This is a genomic window from Paenibacillus ihumii, from assembly GCF_001403875.1.
Classification (GTDB): domain Bacteria; phylum Bacillota; class Bacilli; order Paenibacillales; family Paenibacillaceae; genus Fontibacillus; species Fontibacillus ihumii.
Map to the genome: position 1 here is coordinate 3678242 of NZ_LN884299.1, position 18383 is coordinate 3696624.

Sequence of the window (18383 nt, forward strand, 5' to 3'; positions counted from 1 at the left end):
TTCGAGTTTCTAGCTTTAGGCAACCTGTTAGCATTACAAGCAGGACTAGAAATATCAGAATTACATATTTAGATTTTCTCACTAAGAGAGCCTCCTTCTTGTCTTTCGCATGGCCTCATGTGAGTTATCTTTTGTAGGTTAAAACACAGAATCATGGTGTCTTCCATACGATATTTTATTGATTTATAAACTCTACCTTCTCACCGCTCTTATTCCATAACCTTCACTAAATCCGCACTCATCATAATTTGTCGATAACCAATAGAATAATTAGTTATGACAAATGTTGCATTGCCGCTGGATGAAGAAAGTAATTTCTTCGCTTCTTCTGTATTACTAAGAAACAAAGTTCTTTCATCGGGAAAGTCCTCGAATAAGGGAATTCTCTGTATCGCTTCTTCATCAACAGTAATGATATAGCCAAATCCATCCCCTGTATCCTCCCATTCATACGTTCCTGTGACCGTTATTTCTCCAGAAAAGGTAATATCATTAATTTGTAGGTCTTCTCCTTTTCCTAAAGCATCTATCTCCGAAACAGTTAATTCACCTATGCTTTGACCTATTTCCACTGTAGCAGGATTTATGATTGTTCTACTCAAATTATTGCCTATTACACGATCCATTTGAAAAAAGTCTCCTTCTATACTAATTATCAAGTGCGAATTGATGATATAGAAACTACTAACGTATTCTTGCCATGGCTGCGTTTGAGTTTTATCCTGATATACTTCTACTCTTGTAATGTATTCCTCCTCAATATTCCAATCTTCATTAGATAATTTATACCCCTCAATGAATTCAGAGGTTGGTAATTGTTCATATTTGTAGTGAGGATGATGTAGGGTCTGTCCGTCATACTCGCAATATGATGGCATATATGTGACCTGCCTACCAATGTAAGCATCTGCCTCTTCTTGGGTTAATCCACTAATGTATCCTGGTAATACTTTTGTGATTTTCCAAATCCCGAAAAAGTCATTTTCTTGGATTTCAGTATTTGTGTCTCCCCCACTTCCTTCTTTGTTAGTTTCTGTTGGTTTTATTACCTCTGTTCCTTGATTTATTGCGTTGTTATCTACTGTTACAGGAGTATTCCCCTCGTTTGCAATTGTTCCAGTATTATCTTTACAGCCAGAAATCATAACCAACATGATTAACAGTATAATAAGCTTATTATTTTGGAAGAGGTCTGGCTGTATCCCTTTTGTACTCCGCATATAAAAAAACCTCCGCTTCATCAATTCGTCTATTATATAAGCCTCTTGAAGCTTTCTTTACACCATTCTCTGTAACTTTATGATACATACCGAATGCTTTCTTAAGCTCCTCATTTGAATACTTGCCTGATATTAATAATTTCTTTAACGTTGAGTCTCCTTTCCAAAAATTCTCACCAAGATTATAAGTAAAGCTTACTAGTGCATCAAATTGATTCTGAGTAAGATTTAAAGAATATTTAGTATCAAATTCATTTACCGCATCAATGAATTTTTTTATGTCTTTATTGTAAAGAGCCCTTGCTTCCTCTTCACTCATAGGCTCCTTGAACTTTTCCCCAGGTTTGATTAAATGTCCATATCCAATCGTATCTTTTCCCGCTTGATCTTTATACACATAGGCAGAAAAACCTTCAGAACCATGAAGAAATTTAACCGCATTATTACTTAGTTCCTTAATTGGGGTTCCTGATTTCTTCACATTAGTCTCTGGTATTGCAGATATCGGACTACTGCCATCTTTAACCTTAATAGGATTCGGATTTGTAAAGATCCAATACTGCTTAGCTTCTGATTTTATAACACTTTCAATCGCTTTAACTTTTCCATCATCTTTAGTGCCGACTATAATTTTCCCATCTTTTCCATAGCTAGTATTCTTACTATTAGGATCTAAGATACTAAACCATATATCATCTCCCTTTGACTCCATCCCATTTATTACAATAAAATGTCCGCCTTTAGTAAAGTGTCCTTTACCCATGGAGGAAACTACCATACTATCTCCAGTACCTAATGCTTTTTTAACTTCACTTATGCTGCTAGTTTGTATACACTCTAATCCATATTCTTTAGCGACAGCTTTGTAAAACCCCCAGCTAGTACCAGAATCCAATGTCCTATAACCATGTTTCAAAGCAAAGTCACACAACTCTACCGGTGTTATTTCTCTGCCAAGTAGAGTGGAAAGAATCATTGCCATAGAAGTAGGGCCGCAACCGGAAGTTCCTATCGTCTGACTCTTATCATTTTTCTTAGAATACATCTTATTAGCCCATCGTGAATCCACCTGACTGAAGTATGCAGGGTTAAGTAAGATATCAAGTACGGTACTTTCATAAGGTGTTTCCTTGGGTTCAAAAACCACCGTCTCCTGCACCCTCAAATAATTCCCCGCAGGCCCCGCTCCCGTCCACAAATGCTTATAAATTACGCCATCAACCATCGCCGATGACAATCCATACTTGTCCTTCAATATCCCGCGAACCTTCTCCGCATAAGTGTGGGCCCCGTCCATTTCTTTCGTCATGCCCTTGGCCTTGTACTCATGCCATGCGACTTGGGCGCGGCCGATTTCACCTAGCTGCTTATGTATTTCATCCAATTGCTTTTGAGCCCATGCGCCTTGAGCTCCGCCCTTCATAACCAAGCCAAGCAAATATTGATACTGGTTATCTTGCGGCATAAGCACCTGCACGAACTTTCCATCCTTCACGATCTGCATCGAAGGGTCATAAGAGCATGCCTCAAGTGGGCTTCCTTTATAGTATTCGCTTATGTTAACTTTCTCCCCGTAAAGTTCCTCATTGATGCCGTACCCCTTCAAAATCCCCCGCTGCTTCATCGCTTCCTTATGTGCTTGTTCCATCAAATATGTATTGCCAAACGTCTTATATACGGTATAGGCCACCTGGGCACGAGCAATGGTGTTTCTCGCCTTGAAAATCGCATCCAGCTTCTCCTTGGCTTCCTTCTTCTCTGCTTCCGTGCCATGGAGTGCCAGCTGATGCAGCTTTTGAACCACTGGATCCTGAAATAATGCATCCTGTAAATAGCTGGTGAGGTCTTTGCCGGAAAGTCCGCCATTTGCAGAATAATACGCGGATGGGGGGACAGGCTCGTACTTCTTCTTGGTGCTAGTTTTAACCGCTTCCTCGTCCTTGCGATAACGCGCAGCCGCGTCTGTAAGTACTTTCGCTTTATCGCGAAGATCTCCTGTAATACCCTCCGCTTGCTTCCGAATCTCATTGAGCAGGCGCTCTACCTCATTCAGCTCACTCCTGCCGTACAGCTCCGGATACTGATTCTGCGTATCTCGAACGAGTTGGGAAATGGATTCATTGACATTCCACTCCACATTTTCAATGAAAGCGCCGAATTTTTTCGTTTGTGCAGATAACTCATCTACTTTTTGGGGATCAACCTTAATGCTCATCCATAGCATCCTTTCAATAGAATTTTATGGCATCTGGCAATCTAGATGTACTCCCACGGGGCGGTATCCAGCTTCCACTTATCATCGATAGCCTCATATACGGCATCTATAGTAATAACTTCTGTCTCTCCATCGACATCAGGCACTTCAAACCTAATTTCACTCTTTTCCTCAAAATCCATAATGCCAATCACCCTGGCCTTTTCCCATTCACGCAAGGAACCGACTTCATACGGCAAGTACACAAGCTTGTCGTTGATAACCTTGATCGGGTAGTTATCCAGCATCTCTCTGACTACAGATTCCGTATAGCTCGTCCTAAGATAGGCCGTGATCTTCTCCCTCGTATCCAGATCACTGCAGAAGTGATAATAATACTCCTCTGCATCAGCCAACCTCTCTTCGAACGAAGAGGTACATTGTTCCCCACCCTCTGCTAGAGCCGTGTATAATTTCGTAATAGCCTCATTTCGCAGTTGAATAGCCATTTGATTATTTAATGAAATCGGTTCAATCTCTTTCGCACCCGTTACAGGCTTGCTAGAATTACAACCTGACAAAAATAGGACCAAGGTCAACCCAATTATGTATAAAAGATTAAAAAGACCCCTCACGCCATCCCTTCCTTTACCTTTCACTTTTGAGTTGGTGTATATCGAAAACAGCCTGCCATTCTCCTTACTCTAACTGGAACCTACCTTAATTATTGTAAAATATATCATATATTCCTGAGGGTGATTACTATTATTTTCATTAGCATATCCTTAGTCCTAAGCCTATTTGGTCATTTAGGAACAAGGGCTTTTTTAATTGAGTGGCAGCTTTTTCACAAATAAGAAAAAAGTCGCAATTCAGACACCTCTCGCTTATATTTTTGCACACTGCACAAATTTATTGTATTTCCATTTTTTATTTCTTTTAGAAGTATTTACTTTTATTAAATTAAATAATAGAATGTAGTTGATTGCTTATTTTGTAATAATAAAACAAAATGGAGGTGTTTATGATGGTCCTTGAGAAAAAAAGGTTATGTATTCTAACGCTATCAGTATCATTGCTAGTTATGGGTAGTAGTGTTTTTGCGGGAACAAGTTGGAGTTCAGAAGAATCCAAGTCCTTGCCTGGTTGGAATGGAAGTGCTTATTCAAGTACACAAACAAAGGCTGATATAGGACAGGCAGGGTTACAGATGAATGCAACAGAAGGTTATGAAATTGACGTTCGCACAGAGGGGACTTCTGGAAATTCAAATGGAGTAAACGGCTCATGGGTGAGAGATGTTAAAGGTGGTAATACTTATAACTTAAGCGCCCCACAATCAAAAGGAGATAACTTACGTCTTCATTTTAGTTCTAATTTAACAACTACAAAAAGCACTAACATTGTTTATAAGTGGAGAAGTAATTAAAGATTTTATTTCTGGAAGAGTATGATTATACAAATCATACTCTCCCTTTTATGTTTGATTACATATTTTATCATTTGATTGAAAGGGTGCAGGGCGATATATACCTATCGGATTGTTGACGAATTGAGGAGCGTACTTAATTTAAAGTGGATTATCAGGTGTTTAATTCTTATGGCGGTGCCAATGTTCTATTTTTTGCTCCGTTATCAGGGTTATACTTTTACAAGCGAATATGATGTGTTCACCTTCTTTTTTGATAGTTTTGTACCTATTTTATTTGTAGTATTCTCTATACTTGTGTACACAGGAGCATTTGCCCAAGAAATTAGTCATCGTTTTATAGTTTATACTAGGTTACGAATTTCTATTAAAAAAATACTAGCTATAAAGTTCACAACAAATTTTATCCTTACATTTAGTGTCTTTTTTATTTTTATCTTTAGCTACTTCGCTTTTGCCTATTATGTTGAACCTTCTATTGGTTTAGTAAAGTTTGACCAAAACTTTTTCAGTTTGAACCATACCACGGTTGAAGAATATACTTTAACCCAAAATACCTTTGGTCAGCTTTTTAAATATGGTACTTTAGTGTACGGCCTTACCTATTCTTTATGGGTGGCATTTAATGCTGCTCTTTTTGCATCATTGGCATTTTTGCTGGTATTGCTTATCGATAACAAGCTCTTAGCACTATCGATTCCTTTTGGATTATACGTAATTCAAAGCTTTTTTATGGGCATGCTTGGCATGATTCAATATCAATTTTATCAGACTCTTTTTCCTTTTAATTATATGCAGCTTCCCATATGGACTTCATTTATACCTTCTGTTTTCTTGATTTTTTTATGCTTGATATTGTTGGTCTATCTCAATATATCTAAAAGACTGGATCGCTTTCAATGAGAATCATCAAATTATTACTCGATCAATTTTTTTCATGGAAATGGATTGTTCTTATTGTTTGTTTATTTCCCTATATAGCCTCCATAAAAATGCAATTAGAGCAGTCAGCCATTCGATTGGGATTGAAAATAAATCAGTGGGATGTGATCTTTCAATCGTTCAATGACCCCATTTTCATTTTTTATTTTTTATTTCCTGTTTGGCTATTATACTGCTGCTATATATTGTATAGGGAATGGGATCAATTCGTACTATATCGAACAGGTGGCTTTAATCAGTGGGTAACATATACGACAGTCAAAGTGTTCATAACTCTCTTTTTGTTTCAAGGTCTATGGCTTATCATTATTTTATTGGTATCCTGGGGGTTACCATATGAGTTCAGTTGGAGCGAATATGCTTATAATAAAGAAACACTCGGAAATTACAGCCAAGTTTTTCAGGAAAGCGGACTGTTTCCATTATTTTTACTTATCCTTCAGCCCGCCTTACTTCATTTGTTTTTACTGGGCATTCATACTAGCATGGCTGTTTTTTACGTTTTAGTACCACGCTCGCTAAATTTAATGTTACTTGCGGTTTTCTATTTTATAGGAGGATTAGTATCATTTCGTATGGTAGCTCCATGGAACATTTGGTTTAGAATTGATAATTATATGATTCTTGCCTCTGCTATTTATGCTTGGCCGACTCTTCTAATTGCCTTTACTGTTCCCATCGGGACGATATTTTTCTTTCAATGGATTATATGGCTCATAAAAAAAGGCTATCTAAAAAAAATCTTTGGTATGATTAGGGAATGGAAGCAAATTTTCGTATACATTCTTATATGTGTTGTTGGAATCTTAGCATCCTCAGTACAGCAAGTGGAGTCGTTTGTAACGATGTGGGATTACTTCTACATACAATTTTTCGGAATATCCGAGAAAGGGTTCAACCTGACTATATATTTGTTCTATTGCCTTATTTTTTATGGATTCGCTTACTTGTTACAGTTGCAACTTTATCATATAACAAGCGGATTAATGTACTATCAGATTCTCCGTTACCGTTCTTACTACCGTTGGTTTTTAAAACTGCTATTGAAAAACATGGCTAGTATTGGGATACTATTGTTTTCTTGGGCTATAATAATTCTGTTTATTGGATTTGCAAAAGGACTATCCATAGACCTTGCACTAAATGTAGTCCCCTCAATCACAATAAACCAACTTATTTATCATTACCTAATAAATGGATTACTTCAAATGATATTCTACTTTCTTGCTGTATTCATCGTTCATTGGGTGTGGAACAATTCTTCTGGTAACCTTATTATACTCGGATTCCTTATTGTTATTGGCATGATGAATAAGAATGGTATTTTGCCATCAGCCTTGAATAGTTTTGGTTTTGTAACGGAGGATTCTATAAATCAGTTTAAAATTAGTTTGAAGTTAATTTCATACATTGCTTTTGAATGGATCATTATTACAGTATTGTTTTGGCGCAACAAAATTATCCACGATGGAGGAGATTGATTTGTCCTTAATTAAAATTGAAAAGGTAAGCAAATCGTTTAAAGGGAATATATTATTTGAACAGGCATCAGCCTCATTTGATAAGAGTAAAATTCATGGTATTATCGGTCATAATGGATCAGGAAAATCAGTATTATTTAAAATGATTTGCGGGTTTGTTAATCCTGATCAAGGAAATATAATTATTGATTCAAAATATAGAAGCAAATCATCAACATTTCCTAAACAGATTGGGTTTATTATTGATCGACCAGGTTATATCCCTGGAAAAACTGGGTTTGATAACCTTAAGAAACTGGCTGATATACAACGTTTGATAACAGATGAAGATATTAAAAATACAATGATTCGTGTTGGTCTGCAACCAGATGCAAGGCAAAAAGTAAAACACTATTCTTTAGGAATGAAGCAAAAACTTGCCCTCGCTCAAGCGATTATGGAAAACCAAGAAGTATTACTGCTTGATGAGCCATTTAACGCATTGGATCAAGAAAGTGTTCAAAATATACGCAACATGCTTATAGACTTCAAGGAGGATGGTAAAACCATCCTCCTAACCAGTCATAATAAAGAGGATATTGACCTGTTATGTGATCATGTTTATCAAATTAATCAACGACGATTAGAGCAAATTCGTTAAATTCCATTCGGACATTAATTAGCTCCCCCTCACGATCCGGCCTTTGCACTAACATGCTATAGACGGGTCGTTTGTTATTTATCGAACCACCCTCTACCTGACAAACGTATTCTTCACGCGTTTAGATTTCAGAAAATAAGGAACCCAAATGGCAAATGGGATTGCCGCTCTGAACACATCCATGATTAATAAACCGTCATCCATTTGAGAGGCTATAGGATTTAGATGGATTAGAACAAAGTCAATGATATTAAAAATTAAATGAGTGCTGTACAGAATAATCATTAAACGAGGCACTATCGACTTTTTTCGATAAAACATAACTAAAGTATATATTAGTAGACCGATGAGAAGGGTATTATACAACAATTCAAAAACGAATGTAATTCCCCACAAAGGGTGATACAGCTCGGAAGCTTTGGAGGTTAGAACTATCCAATCGTCGATTACGTCAAAGTAATATCTAGGTGTCTGAACCAACAGGGCTATTAATGACATGATCAGCCCGAACTGCACTAAAATCAACCAGCCGCCTAGCCCCGAAACGCCTAGTAATCGATCAGGATTAAACGTATGCTGTCTTTTCTTTGAATGATTCGTTGGCAGCAAATTAATCTTCATTAAAAGCACTTCCTTTACCTATTACTAATATGTATTAGCAATTTTAATCAACCCGTTTTATATGTATTTGTATGAACTTATTCATCTTCCCCCTTCAGAATATTTGCTAGTTGACAGCCCCTTCTCGGCTCCTTATCCATTTCCCCCCTTTTTTTCCTTAAATAATTATTATACGACTTTTAAAGAGCAATATCCTGTTCTATTTTGCTTATTTGTAAAAAAAGACCACAGTCACCATTTCGGTGCCATGGCCTTTTCAATTTTACAGCGGAATCGTATAAAAAATACGCTTGCCTTTTTGATCCGCGAACCAAACCAACTTGTCGTCCATAATGATCGGGTCGCATTCGGAAAGTACGAATTTAGAAATACGGTTGATTTCCCCAAGGGGATTACCGCTGCCGTCAACTTCTACATACTTCACGTCAAGCGGCGTATGTTTAGAATCAAACTCCTGCCACAGTATCATAAACCGATTATCGTTTATTTTTACTAACTTGGGGATGGAGCCAATATGATCCGTACCTGATGTATATTTCGCTATAGTTATGTTATTAACTGCACTTTCGCTCAAATTAGAACGAGGCACTACAGCAAGCATGATATCACGAACATCCTTATCCAGCCCGACCATCTCGAAATTGGTATAGGACTGCACCTTAGAATGATCAACCTTGTTATAGGCAGTTATATAATGCGTAGAGGAAATCTCGAATCCCCCGAGAGAAACTCCAGTCGCATTTGCACCAATACTGCCAGGAATAAGAAATAAATCTACTTCCCTATACTGTGATCCGTTTCCTTTATGAAGCACGATCGACCGGGGGTACGCATCCCCATGATCCACCAGGACATGTTCCTTCCCGTCATATTTAACAAACTGGTTAAAGGAATGGCTTACATGGTTCTTCTGAAATTGTCCTAAATAATTAGTTATGCTCATCTTAGACGTGTTAATAATTATAGTAAGCTGAGACTGATGATTCTTGCCATCTGATGTTAAATACCTCAATCGTGACGTATGTAATACAAGCTCATCGCCATGTTCAGCCATTCTAGGGGCTGCGGAGCGAAACGGCTGAATAGTGAAGCTCTCTCCACCCTTAATAGAGGCACTGTCGACCCGGTTGAAGCTTTTATCATAGCGAACAATTCGAATTACTTCCTTACTGTCATTCTGTTCCTCATTTTCTTGTCCATAAGCAATATAATTGTATTTCTCTCCACTATAAAAGGCTCCATAGAGCGGCAATTCAAGAGGAAGCTCTTTGCTTGAAGTTACCTCATAGTCCTTGTTGTATGTCTCGATTCGAACACGTTTCTCATCCGCGGTTATACTGCTGAACGTACCATCGCTATTCTTTATTAAATGGGATCGAATCGGCTCGCCCCTTCTTGGGAAGTAAGACTGAACAATATTATTTTCCCCTACTCCTGTTCCTGCCGCTTGATACGCATTTTCAGGCAGGTATGGATCTACAACAATACTATTGGCCGCAGAGTCAAATGAAACATCAAATTTTAATACTTTGGCCAAATCTCTGAGTTGAAAATAAGTGTTGTTATCAATATTATAAGCCTGTATCGAATGAAGCTTCCCGTCAATCACCATCTTGGCCGTTGATAGCTTGGCTTCATACCCTTTGCCAGAACTATAGTAAGGGATACGGAAAGATTCATTGGCCGAGTAAGCCTTGCCTGTAGTCAATTCAATCGCATTCTGGCTATTGTTCCAGGTAATATTAAATTGACTATTCGTTCCTGATAAATGATTTGCCAAATCACGCAAACGAAAATAATTATAATTCTGAATATTAAATCCGGAGCTGCGAACAACCTCGCCATCAATAATTACCTTACTATCGCTCACCGTTGCTGTTACAACCTCTTCTGCATAACTCGCTGATACCTCTATGAATAAAAAGAGACATAGCGCTAAAAACAAAGTACAAATCCTTCTCATCTTGGCCTCCACTTTTTTAAACGATGATTGCTTATCCCGCTTTAATAACTTCTTCTGTCATATTCGTTAAACCATTCACAAGAATTCTGCTCTCTAAATCTAACCCCCATTCCGTTTCTCCGGCCCCATAGACCTATTCAAGTTAGTTCTATCATATCACTATGCTATGGATAAATCTGCTGATTTTCACAAGAAGGAGTTCCTGATAACCAACTACTCGCTCGGCTTTTCCCTAGTAATATAAGAGGCTTTTTCCTCAGCTACTGCATACTCTCTTTCTTTATATAAAGGATATGTAATATTATGTAGCCTTGAAAGCCTTGATAGTCTTTTAATGAAATACTCCTTCAGCAAAGGATCGACACAGTAAATATAGCAGCCCTTCATCCCTCTTGTTAGAAGCGTGCGGTAAGTATTCTTAATAATTTGATCGGCTATGCGCAGAGCTTTATTCTTGTCCTTTTTGTACAAGCTTTTAAACCCGGACAAAGATTTATCCGTCTTCGCACGCTTGAATGGATCTGTTACAATATTTCCATCCATATATCGAAGATCCTCACCGATAATCACTCCCACATACTCAAACTCCAGCCCTTGAGAAGTGTGAATACAGCCGATTTGCTCCACGGATTCAGGATCAATTGCCCATGTTTGTGTATTATTCAAGTTCCAGCTTGCAGAAAACTGGTATTCCTCTATATAAATATCATGAACTTGTGGATTGTTCTTTCCATCTTTAATCCAGTCCCAACAATAGCCTGCAAGCATCCGGGCTTTATTATTGTGATTTTTCTTAAAAATCTCATGACGTAATTCATTCGGATCATCAAAAACTCTAAAATCATACTGAAAATCAAACCCATCCGAATTGGCCGTCTCTCGAAGACCTAACACATCATCCAACCAAGCTAAATATCCATCCGATCCGTTACAACGAAATTGGGATTCTAGTTCGATCTCTACAACCTCTGCATCGTATAGCTGTGCAAATTGTTTAATTTGTTCTTTATTTCCTGCGTCCTGCATAGAGACCTTTTGATATTCATCAATAAAAAAAATGGAACACTTGGCTGCCCGGATGATCTCCATCATCTGATTCTCGCCCTTGTTCTTAAATAAGCCTGATTTTTCATTTAGCCGATGAGCCTCATCTACAATCAAAACATCGAATTCATTTGGCAATGCTTCATAATAGACTCCCGAGCTTTTAAACAAATTATTAATTACAGTTTTCCTGTAACCCTGCTGAAGCCGCTTAGGAGCGCTATTCTTCGTTACGTATTGACAGACCATTTCCTGTGACGTAAGTTTTACAAGTAAATTGATCGCCAGCACTGATTTGCCTGTGCCTGGCCCGCCCTCCACGATCAGAACCTGCTTACGATCAGTTGATTGCGCTTTTTTAGCCATTAGAAGAGCCTCTTCATAGGCAACCTTCTGCTCTTCGATCATCAAGAACTCCTCATTTCCATCTAGCATCTTGAGAAGTGAATCCTGTAATGATTTAGAAGGCTTTATCTTTCCGTGTTCAATCAGATAAAGGGATTTTTTTCGATCTGATTTTTTAATGTAGGTAGAAATAAACCCCCTCAGCTTTAAAGCATCCCCTTTAGTAAATACCGGGGCCTCAGCTATCCAGCTTTCATATACAGCATCTGTAAGAGGATCATTTTCCTCCCGGATATAATTATGCAAATAAGCACAAGGATAAAGAGAGATCGACTCATTCTGAACCGTTTCATTATAATCTGATATTAATCTGGCATATGTATAAGCTTGGTACGATGGATGTGTATGCTTGCCTAATCTTTTATTTATAACCGTCTCCACAAGCCCATCTAAGCTCTCGATTTTATTTAAGGCCGTCCATTGTTTTAATTCTACTATGACAACGGAATAGCGATCCTGCTTATCCAGTCCCGTTAACATAAAATCTATCCTTCTTGAGGTAGTAGGTACCTTATATTCAATAGCAACCCCTACATCATCAGGAATAATTGGAGTATTCAGAACCTTGTACATATAATTCATGGAATTGTTCCAGGAGTTAATCTCACTGAGCGAAACCTTACCAATTCTCTGTAGAAAGGATTCGTGAATTTTGACAGCAATACTATCGTCTGTAACATCATTCATGAACTCTTCCTTGGTAGCTTCATAAATAATCAATGATGTCTCACCCCGTTACTCTGCTTCTGTATACTTTTTTGAAGTTCCCTTAAATTTCTCTATAGGATACTTCTTTTCATTCTTTTCTAATTTGTTCAAAATCGCAGATTTAATATCAATTTCTAAATCATGCGCAAGCATCAGCGAATAGATCAAAACGTCCGCCAATTCATCTCGAATATTGTCAAAGTTAGCATCGACCGCTTGATCGCTGCTCTTCCATTGAAAATTTTCAAGCAATTCGCCAGCTTCTAATGTTAAAGAAATGACCAAATCTTTGGCGTTATGAAACTGCTTCCAGTCCCTCGCGTCTCGGAATTCAATGATTTTGTTAATAATATCATCCATACAGACACCCCTTAATGGTGTTTATGTGTCTATTATAGGCTTTATATTAAAATAGACAAATACGGCTGCTTATAAATATAGAAGACTAGCACCAACGAATCAAGCCAATATTCAAGTCAATAGTCATAAGCTTTAAAACAAAAAACACAGCACCCTCCCTCAGGAAAATGCTGTGCCTTATGCTCTTTGCCCCTTAAACCAGCTTCACCAAATGGTACTTCTTTTTCCCTTTGCGGACGATGATGAAGCGGCCTTCGATGGCCAGATCGACTGTGATCTCGAACTCCAGCTCATTGACCCGCTCGCCGTTCAGAGAGATTGCACCGCTCGTAATGTCCTCCCGCGCTTGGCGCTTCGAGGGCTCGATGCCTACGTCAACAAGCCAGTCGACGATGTTCTTGGATTCCTTGGCCGCTTCGAAGGTCGGCATTTCTTTGAAGCCTTGTTCGATTTCATCGGCGGTCAGAGACTTAATATCCCCGCTGAACAGAGCGGCCGTGATTCTCTTGGCTTGAGCCAGAGCTTCCTCTCCATGCACGAAACGGGTCATCTCCTCGGCCAGCGTAATTTGCGCTTCGCGCTTATGCGGCTCGCTCTGTACCTTCTCAGCCAGCGCGTCGATCGCCTCTTTATCCAGGAAGGTGAAATACTTCAGGTATTTCACGACATCGCGGTCATCGGTATTCGCCCAGAATTGGTAGAATTCGTACGGCGTCGTTTTCTTCGGATCCAGCCAGATGGCGCCGCCCGCCGTTTTGCCGAACTTTGTACCATCGGCCTTCAGCATCAATGGAATCGTTAAGCCGAACGCCTGAGCTTCTGGGCCTTCTTTTTTGCGAATGAGATCAAGCCCGCTCGTAATATTGCCCCATTGATCGGAGCCCCCGATCTGCAGTTGCACATCCTCTTCCCGATAAAGATGCAGGTAGTCGATCGACTGCAAAATTTGGTACGAGAACTCCGTGAACGAAATTCCGCTCTCCAGCCGGCTCGCTACGACATCCTTGGCCAGCATCGCGTTGATGGTGAAGTTCTTCCCGTAATCCCGCAGAAAATCAATCACATTCAATTTATGCGTCCAGTCGTAGTTGTTCACCAGCCGCAGCTGATTATCCCCATCGGTCATGAACAGCTTTTTCATTTGCGCAGTTAGCGCCTCGACGTTCGCCTGAACCTGCTCCATCGTCTGCAGGCTGCGCTCGGATTGACGCCCGCTCGGGTCGCCGATCGTTCCAGTCGCTCCGCCAATGAGAATGACGGGCTTATGACCTGCCAGCTGAAATCTTTTCAGCATGATAAAAGGAATCAAATGCCCTATATGCATACTGTCTCCCGTCGGGTCCACCCCGCAGTACAAGGAGATCGCCTTCTCCTCGGTCAGCTTGCGGAGCCCCTCCGCATCCGTCTGTTGATTGATTGCTTCACGCCATTCCAGTTCATCGATAATGTTCAACATGCTCAGCTCCCTATATTCCTTCTTAATCTTATATGATGTATGAGTATAAAAATAAAAAATCGCCCCTTAGTCTGTGCAGACTACAGGGACGATTGAATTAACCGTGTTACCACCCAATTTGTACGATGACATGAATAGCCGGCCGACTTCTCATCATACCACTCTCAGCTCTTTATCGTGAGCCAACCCGCTTGGCATTACCCAAGTTACTCCAGAGTGTAATTCGCAAGGGATCAGTAATGCTGCCAGGTTCCATCAACCCCTGGCTTTCTGGTAAGCAGTGACTGCCCGCTACTTTGCTCCTTCATCGTAAATCACATATAAGTTTACAGAAAGTATAGTGAATTGAATTTCAATTGTCAAATGGATTTTGCTGTTTGAAATGAATCATAAATCTTTAGCTTTCATGATATCCAGTTCTTTCTGGCGACGCTTTTGGAGGGATTTTCGGCCTCTTACCCATTCTTCAATCAAAATAATCAATCCGACGAGGAGCAATACAATGTACTTCGTCATACTCTCAATTCTGCTGGTAGTAAACATCCATGTCATCACAGCTGTAAACAGGATAGGTATGATTGCACCAAGAATGATACTGTTTCTAGTAGCCATAAAATACTGAAACGCCGACATCCCAATAATAATGAAGAACACGATGAACTCAGACATCTATCCCCCTCTCCTCTCTGCATTATATTTTTCGATAATCAGCCGTGCATCCTCCAACGATATACGTTCTTCAATGGCAAGCTTCTTAACAAAACAACCAGCGGCTATTCAATAATAATGCCAATTACCTTAGAGTATTCCAAAGCCTGCTCAAACCCGGTTTTCGCGCGTGCAATCCGTATTATTTTCCTTTTTATTCCATTTATCCCCTTTAGGCGCCTGACTGTTTTCCGTCAATCGCACATAACAAGACACTTGCGGCAAGCCCCAAGCGGCGATCGAGTATACGGGCCGGGTCACTGGAGAAATCCACATTGATTTTCGTCACAAACGGGTTGAAATTCTGCGTAAAGGTACTCACCGTGCTGCCATTCATCTCTACATTGTAGGTTTGCGGAATCAAATTGCTGAGGAACCGGCGCAGAAAGGCAAGAAGTCTGCGATCCTCCTTAATCCGTCCGATCTCGGCCTCGCCCGGGTTTAGAATGATCCACTCATCCTTCAAAATAGACTTCAAACCCTTTCTCCGCAGGCTTCCGACATGTTCGCCCGTACTCGGATCATGGACATCATAGGTCGCTGAGAAATCGATCACATTACGCGCCTTAATCGTCAGCAATTCCTCACTCATACTTTCATCGCTGTACAGCCGGATATCCTCTTTTAGCTTAAAGGCCTTCATTTGCGAGAACATGACCAGCTCTTGATTGGGATTATAAATATGAAACTTGGCCCCTAATACGGAAATTATCTTCTGCCTAACCAAATATTGATCATAACCGAATTTATTATCCACTTTTCCGAAATGCCCCCTATGTATTTTAATATTTTTATATTACGGCAAGCTTGGGACACTTGTATATAGAGTCCATCACCAAATGAAAACCATATCCTAAGTTAGCCTTCTAAGTCTGAAAGTGAGTTCCAAAATTGTGTTTTGTAGCGCTATTCTCTGTAGTGTTCTGTTAATGTGTTTGCTGTGCTGTGCTGTTGAGGTGTTCTTCTGTGCTTTTTACTGTTATGCTGTTATGCCGTTATGCTGTTATGCCGTTGAGGTGTTCTACTTGGTGCTATTCTTTATGTGTTATGCTGTTGTGGTTCTACTTGGTTCCATTTTACGTTCTTCCTCGGTGGACTTTTTCGCCAAAATGTCTTTCAAATAGTGGACACTTTTCTGTAAGAGAGATACGGCTTCATCATTTAAAAAAATCTATATACAGTCTTCAAAGATCAGAAAAACACAATATGCAGTTATTTCTGTGTTTTGGTCAATAACCTCGTTGGTGTCCACCTTTAGATGGACATTTCTCAGATTTTGTCCTCGACACACGAACAAGCATCGTGCCAACCCTTCATATTGAACAAGTCTCCATCCCGAACGCTCGTGAATCAGCTCAATCTGCTAATTTTAGCGACAATGCCGTGGTTCTCTGCTGTCCCTGGGAACATTAACTTAAATATCCTCCTTTCGATGACGCTTGGTTACATCACAACTGGCCAAAGATCAAAAAAACTGACTACAACGAGCCGCCGTCCGCCGTTATAGTCAGTTCATATTTGTCTATCATAGGTTCATAACATTAACATATCCGAGCTAATTCAACGCAATATAAATGTGGATTTCTGCATTGTCCATATCCCCGCCGCTTTGGTACTCTTCAAAATCACTAGTAAATTTTCTGTCCAGCTCCATCGACCACAGCTTCGTCCAAAATTCGGCCACCGCATGCTCCACATGACCACGGATAATAAATTTTGCATATTTCCCTGCTGGGATCGTTTCGATCTGGAGCTCTGCGGAACTTTGTGAGACAGGAGTAGAAGCCGCCGCTTGTTCCGTGCCATGCGCTGTCCCTTGCACACTTCCATGTTCTGCTACTTGTTCAGTCACTTGTTCAGTCACTTGTTCAGTCACTTGTTCAGTCACTTGTTCAGTCGCTTGGTCTGTTCTTTGTTCAGTCAGATACTGCCCGGCTGGGGCTGACTGCAGAGAAGACGGCAGTTGCCCAGGACCTTCAATTTCACAGCATACCAACACATCATATGCAACACTATTCCCATCCAGCTCATAGTGGGTGTACAAGCCGATGCTTTTATCATTCCTTTTGCCAGGAATCGACGGGTAGATGCCATCCTGATAAAACCGCTGCCAGAGCCCGCCTATACTGCTGCTCATATTCGGATCACCGTTACTAGTTCTGATCCGCAGTCCTGCGACTGTTTTTTCCTCTACATGCACGATTTCATAATTCATATGCTGTACCTCTTTTCAGTGGGATATTGAGGCCAGTATAGCAGCACTAATTAGACAACAGCATGTCATATTATAAAAGCAAGTTTTATAAATTTATAAATACTTCCGCAAGCTCGCCTCCAGCCTTTCCCGTATGATGTCCCGCACATGCTTGGGCTCTATAATCTCTGCGTCCTGACCATAGGACATGATGTACCCGTACACCCACTCATCCTCGACATAATTCACCTTTACTATAAAGCTTCCGTCTGGATTCTTGGTTATGCCCTCCTGATCGAATTCGTCATAAACCCTGTAAGCCATTCTAGACTCGATCCTTAGAACAAGCTCCACCTTCCTATGGTTCATACTCGAAGGATAGTCCCAAATATCCTTTGGCACCTCTCTTGCAAAGGTCTCTTTGGAGCAAGCTGCGTTCTTAATTCGGCTAACCTTAAACATTCTAAAGTCATTTTTTAACCTGCAAAATCCATAGATGTACCAGCCCTGCCCTTTAAAAATCAGCTTTAAAGGCTCTACGCGCCTCTCGGTTTTTTCACCATTGGAACTATAGTAGTTAAAGGTCACTATATTTCTACTTAAAATCGCTGTTTTCAGCAGGTTGAACCTCTCCTGCTCCGCAGCATCAGAGCCCCATCTGGAGAAATGAACATCTATCCAGCTCGTGGAATTTTTGTTGAAGATCGCAGCGAGCTTATTCAGCACAGGCTCTACGTCTGGCACATTTAAAGCATTCAAGCCTTGGAGCGATGAGAGGATATCTACCTGCTCCTTGTCTGACAGCATCGATTTGCCCAGCACAAACTGATCCAGCAGACGAATGCCGCCCCCTTTTCCCTTATTCGTATACACGGGAATGCCTGCCGCGCTCAGTGTGTCTATATCCCGATAAATCGTCCGCTGAGATACTTCGAACTGCTCCGCTAACTGCTTGGCGGTTACCTGCTTTTTCTCTAATAAAATATACACAATTTCAAGCAGCCTGTTTATTTGCATA

General features: G+C 40.1%; 17 protein-coding genes and 1 other annotated feature. Of the genes, 4 read left to right on the forward strand and 13 right to left on the reverse strand.

Going from position 1 to position 18383, the window contains the following annotated elements; translation table 11 throughout:
* Window positions 1-209: 209 nt before the first annotated feature.
* Genes BN2762_RS23730 through BN2762_RS23740 form a run of 3 tightly spaced genes read right to left on the reverse strand, consistent with a single transcriptional unit; the run spans window position 210 to window position 4073 of the window.
* Window positions 210-1220 (reverse strand): hypothetical protein, encoded by a 1011-nt coding sequence (locus tag BN2762_RS23730; protein ID WP_055109282.1) that lies wholly within the window; start codon window positions 1218-1220, stop codon window positions 210-212.
* Window positions 1177-3435, reverse strand: coding sequence for a glycoside hydrolase family protein (locus BN2762_RS26600; protein ID WP_055109283.1), 2259 nt, complete (start codon window positions 3433-3435; stop codon window positions 1177-1179). The genes BN2762_RS23730 and BN2762_RS26600 overlap by 44 nt, the downstream gene beginning before the upstream one ends.
* 41 nt (window positions 3436-3476) lie before the next feature.
* Window positions 3477-4073 (reverse strand): DL-endopeptidase inhibitor IseA family protein, encoded by a 597-nt coding sequence (locus tag BN2762_RS23740; protein ID WP_316246823.1) that lies wholly within the window; start codon window positions 4071-4073, stop codon window positions 3477-3479.
* 365 nt (window positions 4074-4438) lie between these two features.
* On the opposite strand from BN2762_RS23740, the gene BN2762_RS27095 reads away from it, so the two are divergent.
* The 4 genes from BN2762_RS27095 to BN2762_RS23755 all read left to right on the forward strand — a co-directional run bounded on the left by BN2762_RS27095 (window position 4439) and on the right by BN2762_RS23755 (window position 7906).
* On the forward strand, window positions 4439-4843 hold the full coding sequence (locus BN2762_RS27095) for a hypothetical protein (protein ID WP_148499999.1): 405 nt from the start codon (window positions 4439-4441) through the stop codon (window positions 4841-4843).
* A gap of 171 nt (window positions 4844-5014) precedes the next feature.
* Entirely contained in the window at window positions 5015-5746 is a 732-nt protein-coding gene (locus BN2762_RS23745) for a hypothetical protein (protein WP_055109285.1), read from the forward strand.
* Window positions 5743-7266, forward strand: a complete 1524-nt coding sequence (locus BN2762_RS23750) for a hypothetical protein (RefSeq protein WP_055109286.1) — start codon at window positions 5743-5745, stop codon at window positions 7264-7266. Before BN2762_RS23745 ends, BN2762_RS23750 begins: the two co-directional genes overlap by 4 nt.
* Before the next feature lies 1 nt (window position 7267).
* On the forward strand, window positions 7268-7906 hold the full coding sequence (locus tag BN2762_RS23755) for an ABC transporter ATP-binding protein (protein WP_148500000.1): 639 nt from the start codon (window positions 7268-7270) through the stop codon (window positions 7904-7906).
* Between the two features lie 93 nt (window positions 7907-7999).
* On the opposite strand, the gene BN2762_RS23760 is transcribed toward BN2762_RS23755, so the two are convergent.
* From BN2762_RS23760 to BN2762_RS23800, 10 genes are all read right to left on the reverse strand, one after another.
* On the reverse strand, window positions 8000-8527 hold the full coding sequence (locus tag BN2762_RS23760) for a DUF2569 domain-containing protein (protein ID WP_055109288.1): 528 nt from the start codon (window positions 8525-8527) through the stop codon (window positions 8000-8002).
* A gap of 262 nt (window positions 8528-8789) precedes the next feature.
* Window positions 8790-10490 carry a hypothetical protein gene (locus BN2762_RS23765; RefSeq protein ID WP_055109289.1) on the reverse strand — a complete coding sequence of 567 codons (1701 nt, stop codon included), beginning with the start codon at window positions 10488-10490 and terminating at the stop codon, window positions 8790-8792.
* A gap of 213 nt (window positions 10491-10703) precedes the next feature.
* Window positions 10704-12659 (reverse strand): DUF2075 domain-containing protein, encoded by a 1956-nt coding sequence (locus BN2762_RS23770; RefSeq protein WP_055109290.1) that lies wholly within the window; start codon window positions 12657-12659, stop codon window positions 10704-10706.
* Between the two features lie 15 nt (window positions 12660-12674).
* On the reverse strand, window positions 12675-13007 hold the full coding sequence (locus BN2762_RS23775) for a nucleotide pyrophosphohydrolase (RefSeq protein WP_055109291.1): 333 nt from the start codon (window positions 13005-13007) through the stop codon (window positions 12675-12677).
* A gap of 193 nt (window positions 13008-13200) precedes the next feature.
* Window positions 13201-14460 carry a tyrosine--tRNA ligase gene (tyrS, locus tag BN2762_RS23780; RefSeq protein ID WP_055110374.1) on the reverse strand — a complete coding sequence of 420 codons (1260 nt, stop codon included), beginning with the start codon at window positions 14458-14460 and terminating at the stop codon, window positions 13201-13203.
* An 84-nt stretch (window positions 14461-14544) separates the two neighbouring features.
* Window positions 14545-14780 (reverse strand) — a binding site (T-box leader).
* A 70-nt stretch (window positions 14781-14850) separates the two neighbouring features.
* A complete protein-coding gene (locus BN2762_RS23785; protein ID WP_055109292.1) occupies window positions 14851-15132 on the reverse strand; it encodes a hypothetical protein in 282 nt (93 codons plus the stop codon).
* The gene (locus BN2762_RS28365) at window positions 15133-15240 is read right to left on the reverse strand and encodes an SHOCT-like domain-containing protein (RefSeq protein ID WP_392391605.1); all 108 of its coding nucleotides are present in this window, start codon (window positions 15238-15240) and stop codon (window positions 15133-15135) included. It abuts the gene before it with no gap.
* Between the two features lie 103 nt (window positions 15241-15343).
* Window positions 15344-15928 (reverse strand): LURP-one-related family protein, encoded by a 585-nt coding sequence (locus BN2762_RS23790; RefSeq protein ID WP_055109293.1) that lies wholly within the window; start codon window positions 15926-15928, stop codon window positions 15344-15346.
* A gap of 798 nt (window positions 15929-16726) precedes the next feature.
* Entirely contained in the window at window positions 16727-17386 is a 660-nt protein-coding gene (locus tag BN2762_RS27920) for a GyrI-like domain-containing protein (RefSeq protein WP_222861111.1), read from the reverse strand.
* A 93-nt stretch (window positions 17387-17479) separates the two neighbouring features.
* Entirely contained in the window at window positions 17480-18382 is a 903-nt protein-coding gene (locus BN2762_RS23800) for a helix-turn-helix transcriptional regulator (RefSeq protein WP_055109294.1), read from the reverse strand.
* Between the last annotated feature and the right edge of the window lies 1 nt (window position 18383).